19 protein-coding genes and 1 tRNA gene are annotated in these 18,635 nt (G+C 60.1%); 17 read left to right on the forward strand and 3 right to left on the reverse strand.

Features of this window, described 5'->3' with window-relative positions; all coding sequences use genetic code 11:
- The first annotated feature begins 15 nt into the window (after positions 1-15).
- Both NTD80_RS09060 and NTD80_RS09065 read left to right on the forward strand, forming a co-directional pair.
- Positions 16-324 carry a hypothetical protein gene (locus tag NTD80_RS09060; RefSeq protein WP_065903662.1) on the forward strand — a complete coding sequence of 103 codons (309 nt, stop codon included), beginning with the start codon at positions 16-18 and terminating at the stop codon, positions 322-324.
- 144 nt (positions 325-468) lie between these two features.
- Positions 469-789 (forward strand): I78 family peptidase inhibitor, encoded by a 321-nt coding sequence (locus NTD80_RS09065; protein WP_262133243.1) that lies wholly within the window; start codon positions 469-471, stop codon positions 787-789.
- A gap of 74 nt (positions 790-863) precedes the next feature.
- Here NTD80_RS09065 and NTD80_RS09070 read toward each other — a convergent pair whose 3' ends face one another.
- Both NTD80_RS09070 and NTD80_RS09075 read right to left on the reverse strand, forming a co-directional pair.
- Positions 864-1,076 carry a cold-shock protein gene (locus tag NTD80_RS09070; RefSeq protein ID WP_003234260.1) on the reverse strand — a complete coding sequence of 71 codons (213 nt, stop codon included), beginning with the start codon at positions 1,074-1,076 and terminating at the stop codon, positions 864-866.
- Positions 1,077-1,365: 289 nt separating this feature from the next.
- Entirely contained in the window at positions 1,366-1,680 is a 315-nt protein-coding gene (locus NTD80_RS09075) for a hypothetical protein (RefSeq protein ID WP_083221367.1), read from the reverse strand.
- Between the two features lie 367 nt (positions 1,681-2,047).
- On the opposite strand from NTD80_RS09075, the gene thrS reads away from it, so the two are divergent.
- The 10 genes from thrS to NTD80_RS09125 all read left to right on the forward strand — a co-directional run bounded on the left by thrS (position 2,048) and on the right by NTD80_RS09125 (position 10,304).
- Positions 2,048-3,970 carry a threonine--tRNA ligase gene (gene thrS / locus NTD80_RS09080; RefSeq protein WP_065903656.1) on the forward strand — a complete coding sequence of 641 codons (1,923 nt, stop codon included), beginning with the start codon at positions 2,048-2,050 and terminating at the stop codon, positions 3,968-3,970.
- Positions 3,970-4,521 carry a translation initiation factor IF-3 gene (infC, locus tag NTD80_RS09085; protein WP_169850653.1) on the forward strand — a complete coding sequence of 184 codons (552 nt, stop codon included), beginning with the start codon at positions 3,970-3,972 and terminating at the stop codon, positions 4,519-4,521. Before thrS ends, infC begins: the two co-directional genes overlap by 1 nt.
- A 60-nt stretch (positions 4,522-4,581) precedes the next feature.
- The gene (rpmI, locus tag NTD80_RS09090) at positions 4,582-4,776 is read left to right on the forward strand and encodes a 50S ribosomal protein L35 (protein WP_002553160.1); all 195 of its coding nucleotides are present in this window, start codon (positions 4,582-4,584) and stop codon (positions 4,774-4,776) included.
- Between the two features lie 30 nt (positions 4,777-4,806).
- On the forward strand, positions 4,807-5,163 hold the full coding sequence (rplT, locus tag NTD80_RS09095) for a 50S ribosomal protein L20 (protein ID WP_002553161.1): 357 nt from the start codon (positions 4,807-4,809) through the stop codon (positions 5,161-5,163).
- A gap of 109 nt (positions 5,164-5,272) precedes the next feature.
- Positions 5,273-6,289, forward strand: coding sequence for a phenylalanine--tRNA ligase subunit alpha (pheS, locus tag NTD80_RS09100; protein ID WP_034099107.1), 1,017 nt, complete (start codon positions 5,273-5,275; stop codon positions 6,287-6,289).
- 26 nt (positions 6,290-6,315) lie between these two features.
- On the forward strand, positions 6,316-8,694 hold the full coding sequence (gene pheT, locus NTD80_RS09105) for a phenylalanine--tRNA ligase subunit beta (protein ID WP_262133248.1): 2,379 nt from the start codon (positions 6,316-6,318) through the stop codon (positions 8,692-8,694).
- Positions 8,695-8,697: 3 nt separating this feature from the next.
- A complete protein-coding gene (gene ihfA / locus NTD80_RS09110) occupies positions 8,698-9,000 on the forward strand; it encodes an integration host factor subunit alpha (RefSeq protein ID WP_002553164.1) in 303 nt (100 codons plus the stop codon).
- Positions 8,981-9,337 (forward strand): MerR family transcriptional regulator, encoded by a 357-nt coding sequence (locus tag NTD80_RS09115; protein ID WP_003174972.1) that lies wholly within the window; start codon positions 8,981-8,983, stop codon positions 9,335-9,337. The genes ihfA and NTD80_RS09115 overlap by 20 nt, the downstream gene beginning before the upstream one ends.
- A 90-nt stretch (positions 9,338-9,427) precedes the next feature.
- Positions 9,428-9,504: transfer RNA gene (locus tag NTD80_RS09120), tRNA-Pro, on the forward strand.
- Positions 9,505-9,755: 251 nt separating this feature from the next.
- Positions 9,756-10,304 carry a cytochrome b gene (locus NTD80_RS09125; RefSeq protein WP_262133250.1) on the forward strand — a complete coding sequence of 183 codons (549 nt, stop codon included), beginning with the start codon at positions 9,756-9,758 and terminating at the stop codon, positions 10,302-10,304.
- Positions 10,305-10,360: 56 nt separating this feature from the next.
- Here the strand turns inward: NTD80_RS09125 and NTD80_RS09130 are convergent, their stop codons facing one another.
- Positions 10,361-11,212, reverse strand: coding sequence for a lipopolysaccharide biosynthesis protein (locus NTD80_RS09130; protein WP_262133251.1), 852 nt, complete (start codon positions 11,210-11,212; stop codon positions 10,361-10,363).
- 256 nt (positions 11,213-11,468) lie between these two features.
- Between NTD80_RS09130 and NTD80_RS09135 the strand changes: the two genes are divergently transcribed.
- From NTD80_RS09135 to fecE, 5 genes are all read left to right on the forward strand, one after another.
- Positions 11,469-13,874, forward strand: a complete 2,406-nt coding sequence (locus NTD80_RS09135) for a TonB-dependent receptor (protein WP_262133252.1) — start codon at positions 11,469-11,471, stop codon at positions 13,872-13,874.
- A 413-nt stretch (positions 13,875-14,287) separates the two neighbouring features.
- On the forward strand, positions 14,288-15,202 hold the full coding sequence (locus NTD80_RS09140) for a Fe(3+) dicitrate ABC transporter substrate-binding protein FecB (RefSeq protein WP_371920694.1): 915 nt from the start codon (positions 14,288-14,290) through the stop codon (positions 15,200-15,202).
- A 2-nt stretch (positions 15,203-15,204) separates the two neighbouring features.
- Positions 15,205-16,194: an iron-dicitrate ABC transporter permease FecC gene (gene fecC, locus NTD80_RS09145; RefSeq protein ID WP_120449169.1), complete on the forward strand. Its 990-nt coding sequence runs from the start codon at positions 15,205-15,207 to the stop codon at positions 16,192-16,194.
- On the forward strand, positions 16,191-17,159 hold the full coding sequence (locus NTD80_RS09150) for an iron chelate uptake ABC transporter family permease subunit (protein WP_262133253.1): 969 nt from the start codon (positions 16,191-16,193) through the stop codon (positions 17,157-17,159). Before fecC ends, NTD80_RS09150 begins: the two co-directional genes overlap by 4 nt.
- 4 nt (positions 17,160-17,163) lie before the next feature.
- On the forward strand, positions 17,164-17,952 hold the full coding sequence (gene fecE / locus NTD80_RS09155) for a Fe(3+) dicitrate ABC transporter ATP-binding protein FecE (RefSeq protein WP_065903609.1): 789 nt from the start codon (positions 17,164-17,166) through the stop codon (positions 17,950-17,952).
- The last annotated feature ends 683 nt before the right edge of the window (positions 17,953-18,635 follow it).

The following is an 18,635-nucleotide window of genomic DNA, read 5'->3' on the forward strand; positions in this document are numbered from 1 at the left end:
GCCGGGGAACACCGCGTGCAGATCGATTTGAACAACCCCGAGAACCTGACCCTGGCTGCCGTGCGTCAACTGATCGCCAGCGCCAGCGACGACGAACATACCCAGTTGCGGGTGACCAAGGGCGGCATTGCCTACATCTCTTCCGGGAAGGCTGTGGGCGGCGTGGACATCGATGGGCTGCTGTTTCGCCTGGAAACCTGGGCCAAAGGCTCTGGTTACGTAGGCAATGTGGCGGCAAGCGATGAGGTATGGGTCACGCAGATTTTCAATGCGTTGAAGCAGAACTGGCCGAAGCCGCCGTTTGACTACATCGATATCTACTGATTGTTTTCATATCTGGTCACGATTGACCGGGCGAATGCCGGTGCAGAGTCAGGCAGACTTGCCCGGCGGCGGTTTACGTCTTGAAACCAATCCGCGCGACTGCTGTCGCACGATCTCTGTCCATTTTTTATCATAGGAGGCTTCATGCCTTGGAAGCTCGCATCATTCGGTACTTTGTTGGCAGCACTCGCGTTGGCGGGTTGCAGCACCCAGGGTGCCTCTGAGCCAACCAAAGACGCCGCCGTGGCCGATGCCGGTCATAGCCGCTGTGAGTCGAAGGCCGCCGAATTCACGATCGGCCAGAAAGCTTCGCCCCAGTTGCTGGAGCAGGCCCGTACCCGTGCCGGTGCGCAGAACGCGCGCATCCTCAAGCCCAACGATATGATCACCCTGGAATACCGCTCCGACCGCTTGAACCTCAACACCGACGATAACCTGGTGATCACGCGGGTCAACTGCGGCTGAGAGCCTGCCGGCTTTTGCAGCGCGCATAAAAAACCCCGTCACATGGACGGGGTTTTTTTTAGCTCAGCGGAGAATTACTCGCCGCGAACCTGTGCAGCTTGCATACCCTTTTGGCCTTTCTCAGCCACGAAGGAAACGGTTTGGCCTTCTTTCAGGCTTTTGAAACCGTCGCTTTCGATAGCTTTGAAGTGTACGAACAGGTCGTCACCGCCACCTTGAGGAGTGATGAAGCCGAAGCCTTTTTCATCGTTGAACCATTTAACGGTGCCGGTTTGGCGATTAGACATGGTGTATCTCCAAGAAACATATATTTTCAGTAGTGCTGTGCTGCTCAGGCCAACTGGGCACACTGGGCTATCATAGTCGAAATGTTCGACTTGGGAGCCCCCCCAAGGCATTGTTTGCTAATCAATAGCGTTGCGTTTGGTGCTGTGCTTGGCTGAAAGCCCCGATCTACGGGGCTTTAGCACGAAATATCAGCTGTTAAAAAAAGCCGTAAAAGCTGCGTAATTTGTGCGAAATGGCAGTTTTCAGGCCTTTTTTTCAGCAAAACGACCGTCTGATTTCGGGTCGAAGTTACTTTTTCTTCACGACTTTGCACGACGTAATCGCCGCGACTGCCTTGTTCTTGAGCGCAGGATCCGCGTTCTGATTGGTCATCAGCTCCTTGATCTCGGCAGTGCTCAATTCTGCGTTGATCTTGTCGGCGCCACATTCGCAATGGTCTTTGGCAGTTTTGGCGTCCACGTTCTGTTGGGCGGCTGCGCTGCAGTCTTTGACGAAGCTGTCACGGGCGCCGGCTGGCCAGTTGGATGGGGCTGCAGCCTGCGCGCCGAGGGAAAGGAGGCTCAGGGTAGCGGCGAGAGCGAGGGTAGAGGTGAAACGCATCATGGGATGCTCCTTTGGGTCGAGGACGAACGGCGATTCTCAGTGGGTTTGAGGCATGGCGTACAGCTCAAGTTCACTTTTGCAGCTATAAAGGCCGGAATTTGCGTTTACGCAGGATGCCGTCGGCGCGATGACCGTTCATCTGTGCTAGCATCTTGCGCTTGGCGAATTCCGGGCGTGCCAATTGCCGCCTTGCCATGTTTCTTTTTAGCTCACTCCAGTCACTCTGGTTCGATTATCGGTTGGCCGAAAGGCTCCTGCCGCTGTAAGGCAGGCGTTCATCACTGAACGGCCTGGTGTTGGATCTTGTACTGGCTCATCCCAACCCACGTGACCTTTGGTAGGGGTCACCACTAGGAGAGGAGGCGCCATGCCAACTATTACTCTTCCCGACGGCAGTCAACGTTCATTCGATCATTCGGTTTCCGTAGCCGAGGTCGCCGCATCCATTGGTGCAGGCCTGGCCAAGGCCACCGTGGCCGGCAAGGTCGACGGCAAGCTGGTTGATGCCAGCGACCTGATCACCCGTGACGCCAGCCTGCAAATCATCACGCCCAAGGATCAAGAGGGGCTGGAGATCATTCGCCACTCTTGCGCGCACTTGATTGGCCATGCGGTCAAGCAGCTGTACCCGACCGCGAAGATGGTGATCGGCCCGGTCATCGAAGAAGGCTTCTATTACGATATCGCCTACGAGCGTCCTTTCACCCCGGACGACCTGGCGGCTATCGAGCAGCGCATGCACGCGCTGATCGAAAAAGATTACGACGTGATCAAGAAGGTCACGCCGCGCGCCGAAGTGATCGACGTGTTCACCGCCCGTGGCGAAGACTACAAGCTGCGTCTGGTGGAAGACATGCCGGACGAGCAGGCCATGGGCCTGTATTACCACGAAGAATATGTCGACATGTGCCGTGGCCCGCACGTGCCGAATACACGCTTCCTCAAGTCGTTCAAGCTGACCAAGCTCTCCGGTGCCTACTGGCGCGGCGACGCGAAGAACGAGCAACTGCAGCGGATCTACGGCACTGCCTGGGCTGACAAGAAGCAGCTGGCGGCCTACATCCAGCGCATCGAAGAAGCTGAAAAACGCGATCACCGCAAGATCGGCAAGCGCCTGAACCTGTTCCACCTCCAGGAAGAAGCGCCGGGCATGGTGTTCTGGCACCCGAACGGCTGGACCCTGTACCAGGTGCTCGAGCAATACATGCGCAAGGTTCAGCGCGAAAACGGCTACCTGGAGATCAAGACTCCACAAGTCGTTGACCGCAGCCTGTGGGAGAAATCCGGGCACTGGGCCAACTACGCCGACAACATGTTCACCACCCAGTCGGAAAACCGCGACTACGCCATCAAGCCGATGAACTGCCCGTGCCACGTGCAGGTGTTCAACCAGGGCCTGAAGAGCTACCGCGAGTTGCCGATGCGCCTGGCCGAGTTCGGTGCCTGCCACCGTAACGAGCCCTCGGGTGCGCTGCACGGCATCATGCGTGTGCGCGGCTTCACCCAGGACGACGCCCATATCTTCTGCACCGAAGAGCAGATGCAGGCCGAATCCGCCGCGTTCATCAAGCTGACCATGGATGTCTATCGCGATTTCGGCTTTACCGAAGTCGAAATGAAGCTGTCCACTCGTCCGGAAAAACGCGTCGGTTCCGACGAGCTGTGGGATCGCGCCGAAGCTGCCCTGGCCGCAGCGCTAGACAGTGCGGGCCTTGCGTACGACCTGCAGCCGGGCGAGGGCGCCTTCTACGGGCCGAAGATCGAGTTCTCGCTGAAAGATTGCCTTGGCCGTGTCTGGCAATGTGGTACCTTGCAGCTCGATTTTAACCTGCCGATCCGTCTGGGAGCCGAATACGTCTCCGAAGACAACAGCCGTAAACACCCGGTTATGCTGCACCGGGCGATCCTCGGCTCGTTCGAACGGTTCGTCGGGATCCTGATCGAGCACTACGAGGGTGCATTCCCTGCGTGGCTGGCTCCGACCCAGGCAGTGATCATGAATATCACTGATAAACAGGCCGATTTTGCCGCTGAAGTTGAAAAAACTCTCAACGAAAGCGGATTTCGTGCCAAGTCCGACTTGAGAAATGAAAAGATCGGCTTTAAAATCCGCGAGCATACTTTGCTCAAGGTTCCCTATCTTTTGGTTATCGGAGATCGGGAAGTCGAGATGCAGACTGTCGCTGTGCGTACTCGTGAAGGTGCTGACCTGGGCTCGATGCCCGTCGCCCAGTTCGCTGAGTTCCTCGCGCAAGCGGTTTCCCGGCGTGGTCGCCCAGATTCGGAGTAATTATTATTAAGCGTGAAATGAGACAAGATAAACGAGCTGCACCGAAAGCCCCGATCAACGAGAATATCTCGGCACGCGAGGTTCGGTTAATTGGCGCTGACGGCGAGCAGATTGGCATCGTCTCGATTGATGAAGCGCTTCGTATCGCTGAAGAGTCCAAATTGGACCTGGTGGAAATCTCCGCCGACGCAGTCCCGCCTGTTTGCCGGGTGATGGACTACGGCAAGTCGATCTTCGAGAAGAAGAAGCAGATTGCTGCGGCGAAGAAAAACCAGAAGCAGATTCAAGTAAAAGAAATCAAGTTTCGTCCAGGGACGGAGGAAGGGGATTACCAGGTAAAACTGCGCAACCTGGTACGTTTCCTGAGTGATGGGGACAGGGCCAAGGTATCCTTGCGATTCCGCGGCCGTGAGATGGCCCACCAGGAGCTGGGGATGGAACTCCTCAAGCGGGTTGAAGCTGACCTGCTCGAGTACGGTTCGGTCGAACAGCATCCTAAGATGGAAGGACGCCAGCTGATCATGGTCATCGCCCCGAAAAAGAAGAAGTAATCAACAGGGCACGGCAGGCCTTCTGATTATGTTTATCAACTGAATGCGGAGTATCCGAACATGCCAAAGATGAAGACTAAAAGTGGTGCTGCTAAGCGGTTTCTGAAAACTGCTAACGGTATCAAGCACAAGCACGCTTTCAAGAGCCACATCCTGACCAAAATGTCGACCAAGCGTAAGCGTCAACTGCGCGGTAGCAGCTTGCTGCATCCGTCTGACGTGGCAAAAGTCGAGCGCATGCTGCGCCTTCGTTAATTTTTGGATCAAGAATAGAGGAAGTAACTCATGGCTCGTGTAAAGCGTGGCGTCATTGCCCGTAAACGTCACAAAAAAATTCTGAAACTTGCTAAAGGCTACTACGGCGCACGCTCACGCGTATTCCGTGTTGCCAAGCAAGCGGTAATCAAGGCAGGCCAATACGCCTACCGTGACCGTCGTCAGAAAAAACGTCAGTTCCGCGCTCTGTGGATCGCTCGTATCAACGCTGGTGCTCGTGTTAACGGTCTGTCCTACAGCCGTTTCATCGCTGGCCTGAAAAAAGCGTCCATCGAGATCGACCGTAAGGTTCTGGCTGATCTGGCAGTGAACGAAAAAGCGGCGTTTGCTGCGATTGTCGAGAAAGCTAAAGCCACCTTGGCTTAAGTACCCCCGACAGTCACCCTGGGTCACTCCTGTGGCCCTAGGTGTTAAACGTCATAAATAGGGGAAGAGCCTTCAAGCTCTTCCCCTATTTTGTATCTGGAGTCTGTACATGGAAAACCTGGACGCGCTCGTCGCTCAAGCTCTTGAGGCTGTGCAAAGCGCTGAAGATATCAATGCCCTGGAGCAAATCCGGGTTCACTACCTTGGCAAAAAGGGCGAATTGACTCAGGTGATGAAGACCCTGGGGAATTTGCCGGCTGAAGAGCGTCCGCAAGTCGGTGCGCTGATCAACGTTGCCAAGGAGCGTGTCACAGAGGTGCTCAATGCGCGCAAGGCGTCGCTCGAGGAGGCCGATCTAGCGGCCAAGCTCGCCGCCGAGTCGATTGACGTGACCTTGCCTGGCCGTGGCCAGGCCTCGGGCGGTCTGCATCCGATCACCCGGACTCTGGAACGAATCGAGCAGTTCTTCACCCACATCGGCTACGGCATTGCCGAAGGCCCTGAGGTCGAAGACGACTATCACAACTTCGAGGCGCTCAACATCCCAGGCCATCACCCGGCCCGGTCGATGCACGACACCTTCTATTTCAACGCGAACATGCTGTTGCGCACCCATACCTCGCCGGTACAGGTCCGCACCATGGAAGCGAACAAGCCGCCAATCCGCATCGTCTGCCCAGGCCGTGTGTACCGTAGCGACTCCGATATCACCCACTCGCCGATGTTCCACCAGGTCGAAGGCCTGCTGGTTGATCGCGACATCAACTTCGCCGATCTCAAGGGCACCATCGAAGAGTTCCTGCGGGTGTTCTTCGAGAAAGAGCTGGCGGTGCGCTTCCGTCCTTCGTTCTTCCCGTTCACCGAGCCGTCCGCCGAAGTCGACATGGAATGCGTGATGTGCAGCGGTAAAGGTTGCCGCGTCTGCAAGCAGACCGGCTGGCTGGAAGTGATGGGCTGCGGCATGGTTCACCCCAACGTGCTGCGCATGTCCGGGATCGACCCGGAAGAGTTCTCGGGCTTTGCCTTCGGCATGGGCGTCGAGCGTCTGGCCATGCTGCGTTACGGCGTGAATGACTTGCGTCTGTTCTTCGACAACGACTTGCGGTTCCTCGCGCAATTTCGCTAGTCGTAACGAATCTTTAGGAGAGCAGGATGAAATTCAGTGAACAATGGCTGCGTGGCTGGGTAAGCCCGCAGGTAGGTCGCGACGAGCTGGTTGCTCGTCTGTCGATGGCCGGCCTTGAGGTCGATAGCGTGACGCCGGCCGCCGGTGTTTTCAGTGGCGTGGTGGTGGGCGAGGTGCTGAGCACCGAGCAACATCCTGACGCCGACAAATTGCGTGTGTGCCAGGTCAGTAATGGCGCGCAGACCTTCCAGGTCGTGTGCGGAGCGCCTAACGTGCGCCCGGGCCTGAAGATCCCGTTCGCCATGATCGGTGCCGAGCTGCCAGGCGACTTCAAGATCAAGAAGGCCAAGCTGCGTGGCGTCGAGTCCAACGGCATGCTGTGCTCCCAGGCCGAGCTGCAGGTGGGCGAGGGCAACGACGGCTTGATGGAGCTGCCGGCCGACGCACCGGTTGGCCAGGACATTCGTGTCTACCTGGAACTGGAAGACGCCAGCATCGAGGTCGACCTGACCCCGAACCGTGGCGACTGCCTGTCTCTGGCCGGCCTGGCCCGTGAAGTGGGCGCGCTGTACAACGCCCCCGTGACTCGCCCCGTGGTCGCTCCCGTAGCGGCAGTGCACGATGAAGTGCGCTCGATCGAAGTACTGGCGCCCAACGCCTGCCCACGTTACCTGGGCCGGGTAATCCGTAACGTCGACCTGTCCAAGCCTACTCCGCTGTGGATGGTCGAGCGTCTGCGTCGCGCTGACGTGCGCAGCATCGATGCCGCTGTCGACATCACCAACTACGTGATGTTGGAATTGGGCCAACCGCTGCACGCGTTCGATCTCGCCGAAATCAACGGTGGCATCCGTGTACGCATGGCCGAAGAAGGCGAGAAGCTGGTGCTGCTCGATGGCCAGGAAGTCAGCCTGCGTGCCGATACCCTGGTAATCGCCGACCATTCCCGCGCCCTGGCGATTGCCGGTGTGATGGGTGGCGAGCACAGCGGTGTATCCGCGACTACCCGCGATATCTTCCTGGAGAGCGCGTTTTTCGACCAGATCGCCATCGCTGGCAAGGCTCGTTCCTACGGCCTGCACACCGATGCCTCGCACCGCTACGAGCGTGGTGTGGACTGGAAACTCGCCCGTGAAGCCATGGAGCGCGCCACGGGCCTGCTGCTGGAAATCACCGGTGGTGAAGCGGGTCCAATCACTGAAACCGTCAGTGAGCAGTACCTGCCGTCCATTGCGCCGATTACCCTGCGTGCCAAAAGCGTCGAGCAGATGCTCGGCCTGGTGATCGCGCCGGCTGAAATCGAGCAACTGTTGTCCGCTCTCGGCCTGGGTATTACCGCCGGTGGGGAAGGGCAGTGGCACATTGAAGTGCCAAGCCATCGCTTCGATATCAGCCTGGAAGTCGACCTGATCGAAGAGCTGGCGCGTCTATACGGTTACAACCGTCTGCCGGTTCGCTACCCGCAAGCCCGCCTGGCACCACAACCCAAGGCCGAGGCGCGTGCGCACTTGCCTGAGTTGCGCCGTCTGCTGGTTGCCCGTGGCTACCAGGAAGCGGTGACCTACAGCTTCATCGACCCGAAGCAGTTCGAACTGTTCAACCCGGGCGTCGAGCCGCTGCTGTTGGCCAATCCGATCTCCAACGACATGGCTGCCATGCGTTCGTCGCTGTGGCCTGGCTTGGTGAAGGCGCTTTCCCACAACCTGAACCGTCAGCAAGACCGCGTGCGGATGTTCGAAAGCGGCCTGCGTTTCGTCGGTCAACTCGACGGCCTCAAGCAAGAGCCAATGCTGGCGGGCGTTGTCTGTGGCAGCCGTCTGCCGGAAGGCTGGGCGCAGGGCCGCGATGGCGTGGACTTCTTCGACGTCAAGGCCGACGTGGAAGCGGTACTGGGCTTTGCCGGTGCGTTGGATGACTTCACTTTCGTACCGGGTCAGCATCCGGCACTGCATCCGGGCCAGACTGCACGCATTGAGCGCGAAGGTCGCCTGGTGGGTTTCGTGGGGGCTATTCACCCTGAGCTGTCGAAAACCCTGGGGCTGGACCGCCCAGTCTTCGTTTTCGAGCTGGTCCTGGCTGAAGTCGCTGCGGGCAAGATGCCTAAATTCAGCGAGTTGTCGCGCTTCCCTGAAGTGCGTCGCGACCTGGCGCTGATCGCTGACCGTGAAGTGGCCGCCACTGCCGTTCTGGATGTAATCCGTGAAAATGCAGGGGAATGGCTGACAGACCTCAGGCTATTTGACGTCTATCAGGGTAAAGGCATTGATCCGCATAGAAAAAGCCTTGCAGTTGGCTTGACCTGGCAGCATCCATCGCGCACTCTTAATGACGATGAGGTGAATACCACGACACAAAATATCCTCACCTCGCTCGAACAAAGGTTGAACGCCACGTTAAGGAAGTGACGTATGGGGGCTTTGACGAAAGCTGAGATGGCGGAACGTCTGTACGAAGAGTTGGGTCTGAACAAACGCGAGGCCAAGGAATTGGTCGAGCTGTTTTTTGAAGAGATCAGGCACGCTCTGGAAGACAATGAGCAGGTCAAATTGTCCGGTTTCGGCAATTTTGACCTGCGGGACAAACGCCAGCGGCCTGGCCGCAATCCAAAAACGGGAGAAGAAATCCCGATCACGGCTCGCCGTGTGGTCACCTTTCGTCCAGGGCAGAAGTTGAAGGCCCGAGTTGAGGCTTATGCTGGAACCAAGTCATAACGACGAGCTACCCGTCATCCCAGGCAAACGCTACTTCACCATTGGTGAAGTCAGCGAGCTATGCGCGGTAAAGCCGCACGTGCTGCGCTATTGGGAGCAGGAGTTTCCTCAACTCAACCCCGTCAAACGCACCGGGAACCGTCGGTATTATCAGCGCCAGGATGTGCTGATGATCCGACAGATCCGTGCGTTGCTGTACGACCAGGGGTTCACCATCAGTGGTGCGCGCCAGCGCATGTCCGGTGATGAAGCCAAAGACGACACCACCCAGTACAAGCAACTGATCCGCCAGATGATCTCCGAACTCGAAGATGTGCTGGTGGTTTTGAAGAAATAAATCCGGCTTTTAAAATACTTCCACATTTCAAAAGCTTGCGGTATATTCCTGATCGCTTCGTTGCGAAGCAAACCCAGTAACACGCCTAGTCGGGGCGTAGCGCAGTCCGGTAGCGCACTAGCATGGGGTGCTAGGGGTCGAGTGTTCGAATCACTCCGTCCCGACCATATTTTCAATGACTTAGCCCAATCTGAAACGATTGGGCTTTTTCATGCCCGTAAAAAAGTAATCGCGCCTCGCAGGCTGGCCACGAAGGCCGGTGAAGTCCCCACTTTCTTAACGCTGCAGCCTATCTGAAGACCCGCCATCCCCCCCCTGGAAAATCAGAAAACTCGATCATCATCATCGGCATTTTACGGTTTTTCGATAACGCCCATTGACGATAATCCAAGCTTCTAAGAAAGGGAGGGCTATCCGAATGTCGAAGGCAGAAAGCTATACGGCCACCGCGAAGTGGTTGCACTGGGGCATGGCGCTGATCTGGGTGGTGGCTTGGTTTGTCGGGATTGTGGCGGTGCATTGGCGCGATGAGCTTAACCCTCAGCACCAGCTCACCTTTGTCCATAAGGCGATGGCCAGCGTTCTGCTCTTGCTTATCGTCCTGCGTATTGGCTGGCGTCTTACACATGCGGCTCCGGCGATGCCTGCGACGATGAGCCCGCTGATGCAGCGGGGCGCGTTCGTCGGTCATCTGCTGTTGTACGGCGTTGCGCTTGTGGGGTTGCCGATGTCTGGCTGGTACTGGAGTTCGGTTGCAGACAAACCCATCCTGCTCGCCGGGTTGTTGCTGTTGCCGCCGCTGGTGGAGCCTGATCAAAGTCTCTATGACTTGGCGAAGGCCATCCACACCTACACTGCCTGGCTATGCGGGGTACTTGTGGGTGGGCATGCATTGGTGGCGCTGAAGCATCACTTCATTGACAAGGACAACGTGCTCGCAGGCATGCTGCCCGGCCGCGGCGATTGAGGGGGAGCGTGATCGGCGCGCTCCAGGGCTGGGCCCTGGAAGTGCTGCGCGTAGGCTTACTGGAGCATCGCCTGGACTTCCCCCAGCGTCACGCGGGGTATGACGCTCTCTGGGATCCGCGAGCAGTCGGAGAAGTTGTACACCATGAAGTCATTACCCATGACCTTCCTGGACATCAGCTCGAGCGAGGGAAGGATGCGGGTTTCATAGTGCTCATCGAGCCCGCAGGGCGACTTGACCGAGTCTTGGGTCTCGTAGAACCGTCCCGAATTTTCATGCAGGTCGACGCCGACCAGAAAGACCTTGGTGAAGCCGGCGTGGTAGGCCAACTGGATGGCCAGGTAGGCCACGGTTCGTGCGTCGAAAAAGCCCTTGCTCATGTCTTTGCTGAAGCCTACCGGCCTTTTGCGCATTGCGAGCAGGGAGTGGTCGGCCACCAGGGCTGCGTGTCTGCCCATGGCCGCATCGAGCCAGGTGGGCCTTTTCGCCTTGGTCAGCCGATAGAGCTGACCGGTCGGACGCGCACGGGACGATTGCGCATGGTCCTCCCACAGCGCCACGCGTTTGCTGGTTGCCATGGCGTATTTGAATAAATCCGGCTGTTGCTTGGAGAAGCTTCTGTCGGTGCAGGCGTAAAAAAACGGTTGAATGTCTGTGTTTAGAAACATCGAGACAGCGCCATTCATCGTGATCATAGGCACGTGCGCAAACGTTTCGAACGGGAATGACTTGGCTGACAGGCCGGAGGCAATAATAAATACGGCGCCTGATTCGATATTCCGACAGCTATCAAAGTCGTGCACAGCCTGCTGGCTTGCGTTAGCGTGCCTGGGGCCTGAGAGGCGGGCATACAGAGCGTCCTTGGCGGCGCCAGCATGCTCGGTCTCGACGAAGGACATCTGTTTCATCCGACCCATCCGTGTAGTGAAATGAAAAATAGGTACATCAGCCGACCCGAAAGCTTCGTGGGAGTTCCTTTATAAAAAAGACTACATAAACGGACGCTTCGAAAAATCCGAAACTCTTGTGGCTCTTTTCCCCATTTTTCAGGGAGGTGGCGTCGCCATTTCCCTGCGATGTTGAAGAAAGTTGGCCGAAGCCTGTCCCCTTTTTTCGCCTCGCCTGTCATTCCAGGCAAGTGAACAAAATCGAGAGCTTCCTCCAATGCCCGCAGTTCTACCTTTGCGCTTGCGCCCGTTGCTGAAACTGAGCCTGATGCTGAGCCTCAGCGCCAGCCCGTTGTTCGTCCCCGTCAGCTATGCCGAAGACACCGCCGCCCGGCGCAGCTACCAGGTGCCGGCCGGCAGCCTGAGCGCGGCGCTGACCCGGTTTGCCGGGTTGTCGGGCGTCAACCTGTCCGTCGACCCGGCGCTGGTCAGCGGCCGCAGCAGCAGTGGCTTGTCCGGTGAATATGGGGTGGAGGAGGGCTTTGCCCGCTTGCTGCAAGGGTCGGGCCTGCAATTGCAACCGATGGGCGACCGCGATTACATGCTGGTGCCGATACCGGATGGCAGCAGCCTGGAGCTGGCGCCGACCTCGATTCTCGGCACCACCGGCCTCTACGACGGCGACACCTACGCCGGTGGCCAGGTGGCGCGGCGCGGCTCGCAGGGCCTGCTGGGCACGCGGGACTTCATGGAAACCCCGTTCAGCATGACCACCTACACCCAGGATGCGGTGAAAAACCAGCAGGCGCGCACGCTCGGTGACCTGATTGCCAGCGACCCGTCGGTACGCGCCACCAACCCGGCCGGTGGGCGCTATGAACAGTTCACCATCCGCGGCTTCAGCCTGTTCAACAGCGATGTGGCCTACAACGGCCTCTACGGCGTGTTGCCGACCTACACCATCGACATGGAAATGGCCGACCGCGTCGACATCTTCAAAGGCCCGACCCAGTTGATCAACGGCATCTCGCCACGTGGCAGCGTGGGCGGCGGGATCAACGTGGTGCCCAAGCGCGCCACCGACAAGGACATCAACTCGTTTACCGGCGACTGGGCCTCCGACAGCCAGGCCGGCGGCGCCGTGGATGTAGGACGGCGCTTTGGCGAGGACAACAAGTTCGGTATCCGCTTCAACGGCGTCAAGCAGTCCGGCGACACCGAGTGGGACCACCAGAGTGTCGACCGTGAAATGGCCGTGCTCGGCCTGGATTTTCGTGGCGAGCGCCTGCGCCTTTCCACGGATATCGGTCACACCGAGCGCGACACCGATGCCCCGCAGGAGCGGGTGCAGGTGGCAGCCAATGCGCCGGTGCCGAGCGCCAACGATGTGCGTCGCAATTACGCGCAGTCCTGGAGCAAGGCCAGCACCAACGACACCTTCGGGACGGTCAACGCCGAGTACGACCTCAGCGATAACGTGATGCTGTACGGCGGTATGGGCGCGCGCAAAAGTAACCACGACTTCCTGCGCCATGCAGTGTCTGTGACCAACGCCGCCGGCGACTTCCTGGTGCTGCCGCGCGATTTCACCCGCGATGAAAATGTGCGCACCTACACCGCCGGCGTGCGCAACTGGTTCCAGACCGGCTCGGTGAGCCATGAGGTCAACCTGGCCGCCAGCTACTTCTATATGGATTTCGAAAATGGCGGCGCACGGTATGCGCAGGGCCGCAGTAACCTCTACAACCCGGTGCAGATACCGACACCCTCGGTGCAAACCCGCCCCGATCCGAAGGTCTACACCGAGAACCGCTTCAGCGGCGTGGCGTTGTCCGACACCCTGGGCTTCTTCGACGACCGCCTGCTGTTGACCCTCGGCGCGCGCTGGCAGCGGGTCAAGGTGGATGACTGGAACAACGGGGTCAAAGGCCGCACCGCCTACGACGAAGAAAAGATCTCGCCGTCCGGTGGCCTGTTGTTCAAGGCCACCGACAAACTGTCGCTGTATGCCAACTACATGGAAGGCCTGAGCCAGGGCAAGGTCGCGCCGTCGACCTCGGCCAACGACGATGAAATCTTCCCGCCGTTCATCAGCCGCCAGGTGGAAGTCGGCGCCAAATACGACGCCGGCGCCTTTGCGGTGACCGCTGCAGTATTCCGTATCAAGCAGCCCGCCTACGAAACCAATGCCATCACGACGGTGTTCGGCCCCAACGGCAAGCGCCAGAACACCGGGGCGGAGCTGAGCATGTTCGGCGAGCCGCTCAAGGGCGTGCGCCTGCTCGGCGGGGTGATGTACATCGACAGCAAGCTGCAGGACACCACCAACGGTGCCACCAACGGCAACCGCGCACCGGCCACGCCCAAGTACAACGTCAACCTCGGCGCCGAATGGGATGTGCCGGGCCTCGAAGGCTTGACCCTGACCAGCCGTGGCATCTACTCCAGCTCGCAGTATCTGGACACCTCCAACGTCAAGGAGATCGACGCCTGGAACCGCGTTGACGTCGGCGCGCGCTATGCGTTCAAGGTGGATGACAAGCACATTACCTTGCGCGCGAACGTGGAAAACGTCGCCGATAAACGCTACTGGAGTTCGGCGGGAGCGTCGGATGACAGCGAGCCGGGGCTGACCCTGTCGACACCGCGTACGTATTTGTTATCGGCTACTGTTGATTTCTGATCGCTGTGACGGGTATGCCTGGGGGGGCTTTCTCAGGCTTTCTAAGGTGCGCCTGCAGGGCGGGGTGCACAGGATCTTTTGTGGCGAGCGGGCTTGCCCCGCGTTGGGCTGCGCAGCAGCCCCTTTCAAGCAAAATGCGGTGTGCCAGGCATTCCATGCTGATCTGTTTTGGGGCTGCTGCGCAGCCCAACGCGGGGCAAGCCCGCTCGCCACAATAGCGTGCTCATCACAATAAGTTTGCTGACTCCAACAAGCCTGCTCACCCCAGCAGGCTTGCTCAGCACCGCAAGCCCGTTCCCAAGGTGGAAATGAGAATGTTTTTTGATCACGCCGCGCCGATATGGAATAGTACCCGCCGTTTTCCCCAGCCTGTCTAGCCGGGGTGTTTTAACGCCGAGGTACTTGTCATGCGAATGCTGCGCTCCATCCCGACCCTTGCCGCCTGCCTCCTGGCGTTTTCTTCAAGCGTATTAAGCGCTGCGCCCATCGACCTCAATGACGGCCAGCACGCCGTGCATCTGCCGGATGCGCCCAAGCGCGTGGTGGTGCTGGAGTTCTCCTTTCTCGACAGCCTGGCCGCCGTCGACGTCACACCCGTTGGCGCCGCTGACGATGGCGACGCCAACCGCGTGCTGCCCAGGGTGCGCCAAGCCATCGGACAGTGGCAGTCCGTGGGCCTGCGTTCGCAGCCGAGCATCGAGGAAATCGCCCGGCTCAAGCCGGACCTGATCGTTGCCGACCTTAACCGTCATCAGGCGCTGTACAGCGACTTGGCGAGCATTGCGCCGACTCTGTTGCTGCCCTCGCGCGGCGAGGATTACCAGGGCAGCCTCAAGTCCGCCGAACTGATCGGCAAGGCCCTCGGCAAAGGCCCGCAGATGCAAGCGCGTATCGCGCAGAACCGCGACAACCTGAAAAAAATCGCCGCGCAGATCCCCGCCGGCACCAACGTATTGTTTGGTGTCGCGCGGGAAGACAGCTTCTCGGTGCACGGCCCGGACTCCTACGCGGGCAGCGTACTGCAGGCGATCGGCCTGAAGGTGCCAGCGGTACGCGCGAATGCGGCGCCGACCGAGTTCGTCAGCCTGGAGCAACTCCTCGCCCTCGACCCGGGTTGGTTGCTGGTCGGCCATTACCGCCGCCCGAGCATCGTCGACAGCTGGAGCAAGCAGCCGCTGTGGCAAGTGCTTGGCGCCGTACGTCACCAGCAGGTGGCCGAAGTGGATGGCGACAGCTGGGCGCGTAACCGTGGGGTGCTGGCATCGGAGCAGATCGCCGAAGACGCGTTGGCGATTCTCAAGGGCGGTAAAGCCGTACTGAGCCAATAAGCATGGCGCGCAGTGTGGCGGCAGCCGGCATTCTGCTGCTCGGCGCCGGGTTGTTCTGGCTGTCGTTGTACAGCTGGTCGCCTTTCACCCTGACGGCGGCGGATGCCTGGAACGGCCTGGTTCATCAGGGCCGTGTTGGCGGCAACATGGCCTATATCGTGGCTCAGTTGCGTGTGCCGCGTGCGGTGTGCGCGGCGTTGGTGGGGGCTTGCCTGGGCCTGGCCGGGGCGCTGATGCAAGGCATCACCCGCAACCGCCTGGCATCGCCTTCGTTGTTCGGCGTGACGGCGGGGGCGGCGTTGGGGCTTGCGTTGTTTTCCACCGGGTTGGTCGCGTTGCCGTTCGCCGGCGGCGCCTTGTTGATGACCTGCCTGGGCGGCGCGCTGGCCTGGATCACGGTGTTCAGCCTCGGCGGCGCCTGGTCGCCGACCACGGCCCAGGGGCGCCTGGTATTGGCGGGCGTTGCCGTCGCAGCCCTGTGTGCAGCCTTGACCCGCCTCACCGTGATCCTGGTCGAGGCCCAGGCGCAAAGCGTGTTGAACTGGCTGGCCGGTTCCCTGGCCAACGTCGGTGCGGCGCAGGTGCAATTGCTTTGGCCGTGCACCTTGATCGGCGGCCTGTGGGCGCTGTGGTGCGCGCCGCGCTTGAACCTGATCAACCTCGGCGAAGACGCCGCGCGCTCGTTGGGCGTGGGCATCGCCAGCCTGCGCCTGCAGGTGTTTGTCGCCAGCCTGTTGCTGGTGGGCGCTAGCGTCTGCGCGGTGGGGCCGATTGGTTTTGTCGGGCTGATCGCGCCGAATATCCTGCGCCAGTTTCTCGGCAACGATTATCGCTGGCTGATCCCGCTGAGCGCGGCGCTGGGTGCGGTGATCGTGCTGGGCGCCGACCTGCTCAGCCGCGCCGTGGCCTTCCCGGTGGAAACCCCGGCCGGGGTGGTCACCGCGTTGATTGGTGCACCGTTCTTCCTCTTTCTCGCCAGGCGTGCCCTATGACCCAGCCACGATTGCGCCTCTGGCTGTTGCTCGGCCTGTTGCTGCTGGCGACCTTTGTCAGCCTCAGCGCGGGCACCGTGTGGCTCACGCCGGAGACGGTGCTGGACCGTCTGCTGGCCCATGACGCGCTCGACTTTGAAGTGTGGAATCACCGCCTGCCACGCAGCCTGATCGCGATCCTTGCAGGCTGCGCATTCGGCCTGGCCGGGGCGATTGTGCAGGGGGTGATTCGCAACCCGTTGGCCTCGCCGGAAATCCTCGGCGTGACCCAAGGTGCGGGATTGGCGCTGACCGTGGCGATCATCGGCTGGCCGCACCTGCCGATCGCCTGGCTGCCGCTGGTGGCGTGCCTGGGCGGTGCCGGCGGCGCGTTGCTGCTGGCGCTGTACAACACCGGCGTGAGTTTTTCCGGGGTGCGCTTTGCGCTGTCCGGGGTGGCGATTGCGGTGACCCTGTCCAGCGTCACCGAGTTTCTGATCCTGTCCCATCCGCTGGATATCAACACCGCCTTGCTCGCGCTGACCGGCAGTCTGTGGAGCCGCAACTGGCACCATGTGGCGCTGGTGCTGCCGTTCCTGGTGCTGATCCCGCTGGGATTGCGCCTGGCCAAGCCGCTGAACCTGATCGCCCTGGGCGATGAAGCCGCCCACAGCCTGGGCACCGCGCTCGGCCGCACGCGCTGGCTGGCAATGGCTTGCGCGGTGCTGCTCACCAGCCTGGGGGTGGGCGTGATCGGCCCGATCGGGTTTATCGGCCTGGTCGCACCGCACATGGCGCGGCGCCTGGTGGGCGGGCATCACCACTATTTACTGCCGGCAGCGATGCTGATCGGCGCGCTGCTGCTGGTGCTCGCCGACACCCTCGGGCGCAGCTTGATTGCGCCCAGCGAAATCCCTGCGGGGGTGCTCACGGCGGTGATTGGCGCGCCGTATTTTCTTTGGTTGCTGGCACGGTTCAAGGGCTGATCACATGAGTATTCTCCACGCACGACAGCTCGATATCGGTTACGGCGCGACGCGCATCGTGCAGGGCCTGTCGTTCGCGCCGCCGGTGGGCAAGGTCACCGCGTTGATCGGCCCCAACGGCTGTGGCAAGTCCACCTTGCTCAAGGCATTTGCGCGCATTCTCAAGCCGACCCAGGGTGAGTTGACCTTGGATGGCCAGGCCTATGCGAGCCTGTCTGCCCGCCAACTGGCGCGACAGGTCGCGTTTCTGCCCCAGGTGTTGCCGGTGCCGGAGGGCGTCAGCGTGCGCCAGTTGATCGCCTACGGTCGCAGCCCGCACAACTCACTGTGGGGGCGCCTGAGCGGCAACGACCAGTCCCATGTGACCCAGGCCATGCAGCGCCTGGAACTGGATAACCTGGCCGACCGTGCCCTGGCCGACCTGTCCGGCGGACAGCGCCAACGTGCCTGGCTGGCCATGGTGCTGGCGCAGAACGCGCCCGTGGTGCTGCTCGACGAACCCACCACCTACCTCGACATCAGCCACCAGGTCGAACTGCTCGACCTGATGGGTGAACTCGCCGCCGAAGGCAAGACGGTGATCACCGTGCTCCACGACATCAACCAGGCCTGCCGCTACGCCGATCACCTAGCGGTGATGCACGGCGGCAAGCTGGTGGCCGATGGCGCGCCGGAGCAAGTGATCAGTGCCGAGTTGATGCGCCAGGTGTTTGAAGTGCAAGTGCAGATCATGCAGGAGCCGGTGGCGGGCACGCCCATGTGCCTGGTCGAGAAGAGCACCCGGCTCGGTTAGAAAGTGGGGGAGTGGGTTTGCTGGCTTAGGCGGTGTGTCAGCCATCTCATGCAGTGGCTGACCCACCGCCTTCGCAGGCAAGCCAGCTCCCACATTTGGGTTGTGTTTCAAGTTCGAACCGGGTCGTACCGTCGGCGCGAATGTGGGCGAAATATCCCGAATCCCAAGCCCGGACGACGATCAAAACTGTGGGAGCGGGCTTGCTCGCGAAGGCGGTGGATCAGTCACCTTATGCAGTGGCTGACCCACCGCCTTCGCAGGCAAGCCAGCTCCCACATTTGGGTTGTATTTCAAGTTCGAACCGGGTCGTATCGTCGGCGTGAATGTTCGCGAAACACCTCGAATCCAAGCCCGGACGATGATCAAAACTGTGGGAGCGGGCTTGCTCGCGAAGGCGGTGTTTCAGTCACCTCATGCAGTGGCTGATCCACCGCCTTCGCAGGCAAGCCAGCTCCCACATTTGGGTTGTGTTTCAAGTTCGAACCGGGTCGTACCGTCGGCGCGAATGTTGGCGAAACACCTCGAATCCAAACCCGGACGATGATCAAAACTGTGGGAGCGGGCTTGCTCGCGAAGGCGGTGTGTCTGTCACCTTATGCAGTGGCTGACCCACCGCTATCGCAGGCAAGCCAGCTCCCACATGGGGTTTTGTATTGTGGCTCAGGGCACCGCGCAACCTGTGG

Source organism: Pseudomonas sp. 13B_2.1_Bac1 (assembly GCF_025466155.1).
In the GTDB taxonomy this organism is placed as follows: domain Bacteria; phylum Pseudomonadota; class Gammaproteobacteria; order Pseudomonadales; family Pseudomonadaceae; genus Aquipseudomonas; species Aquipseudomonas aylmerensis.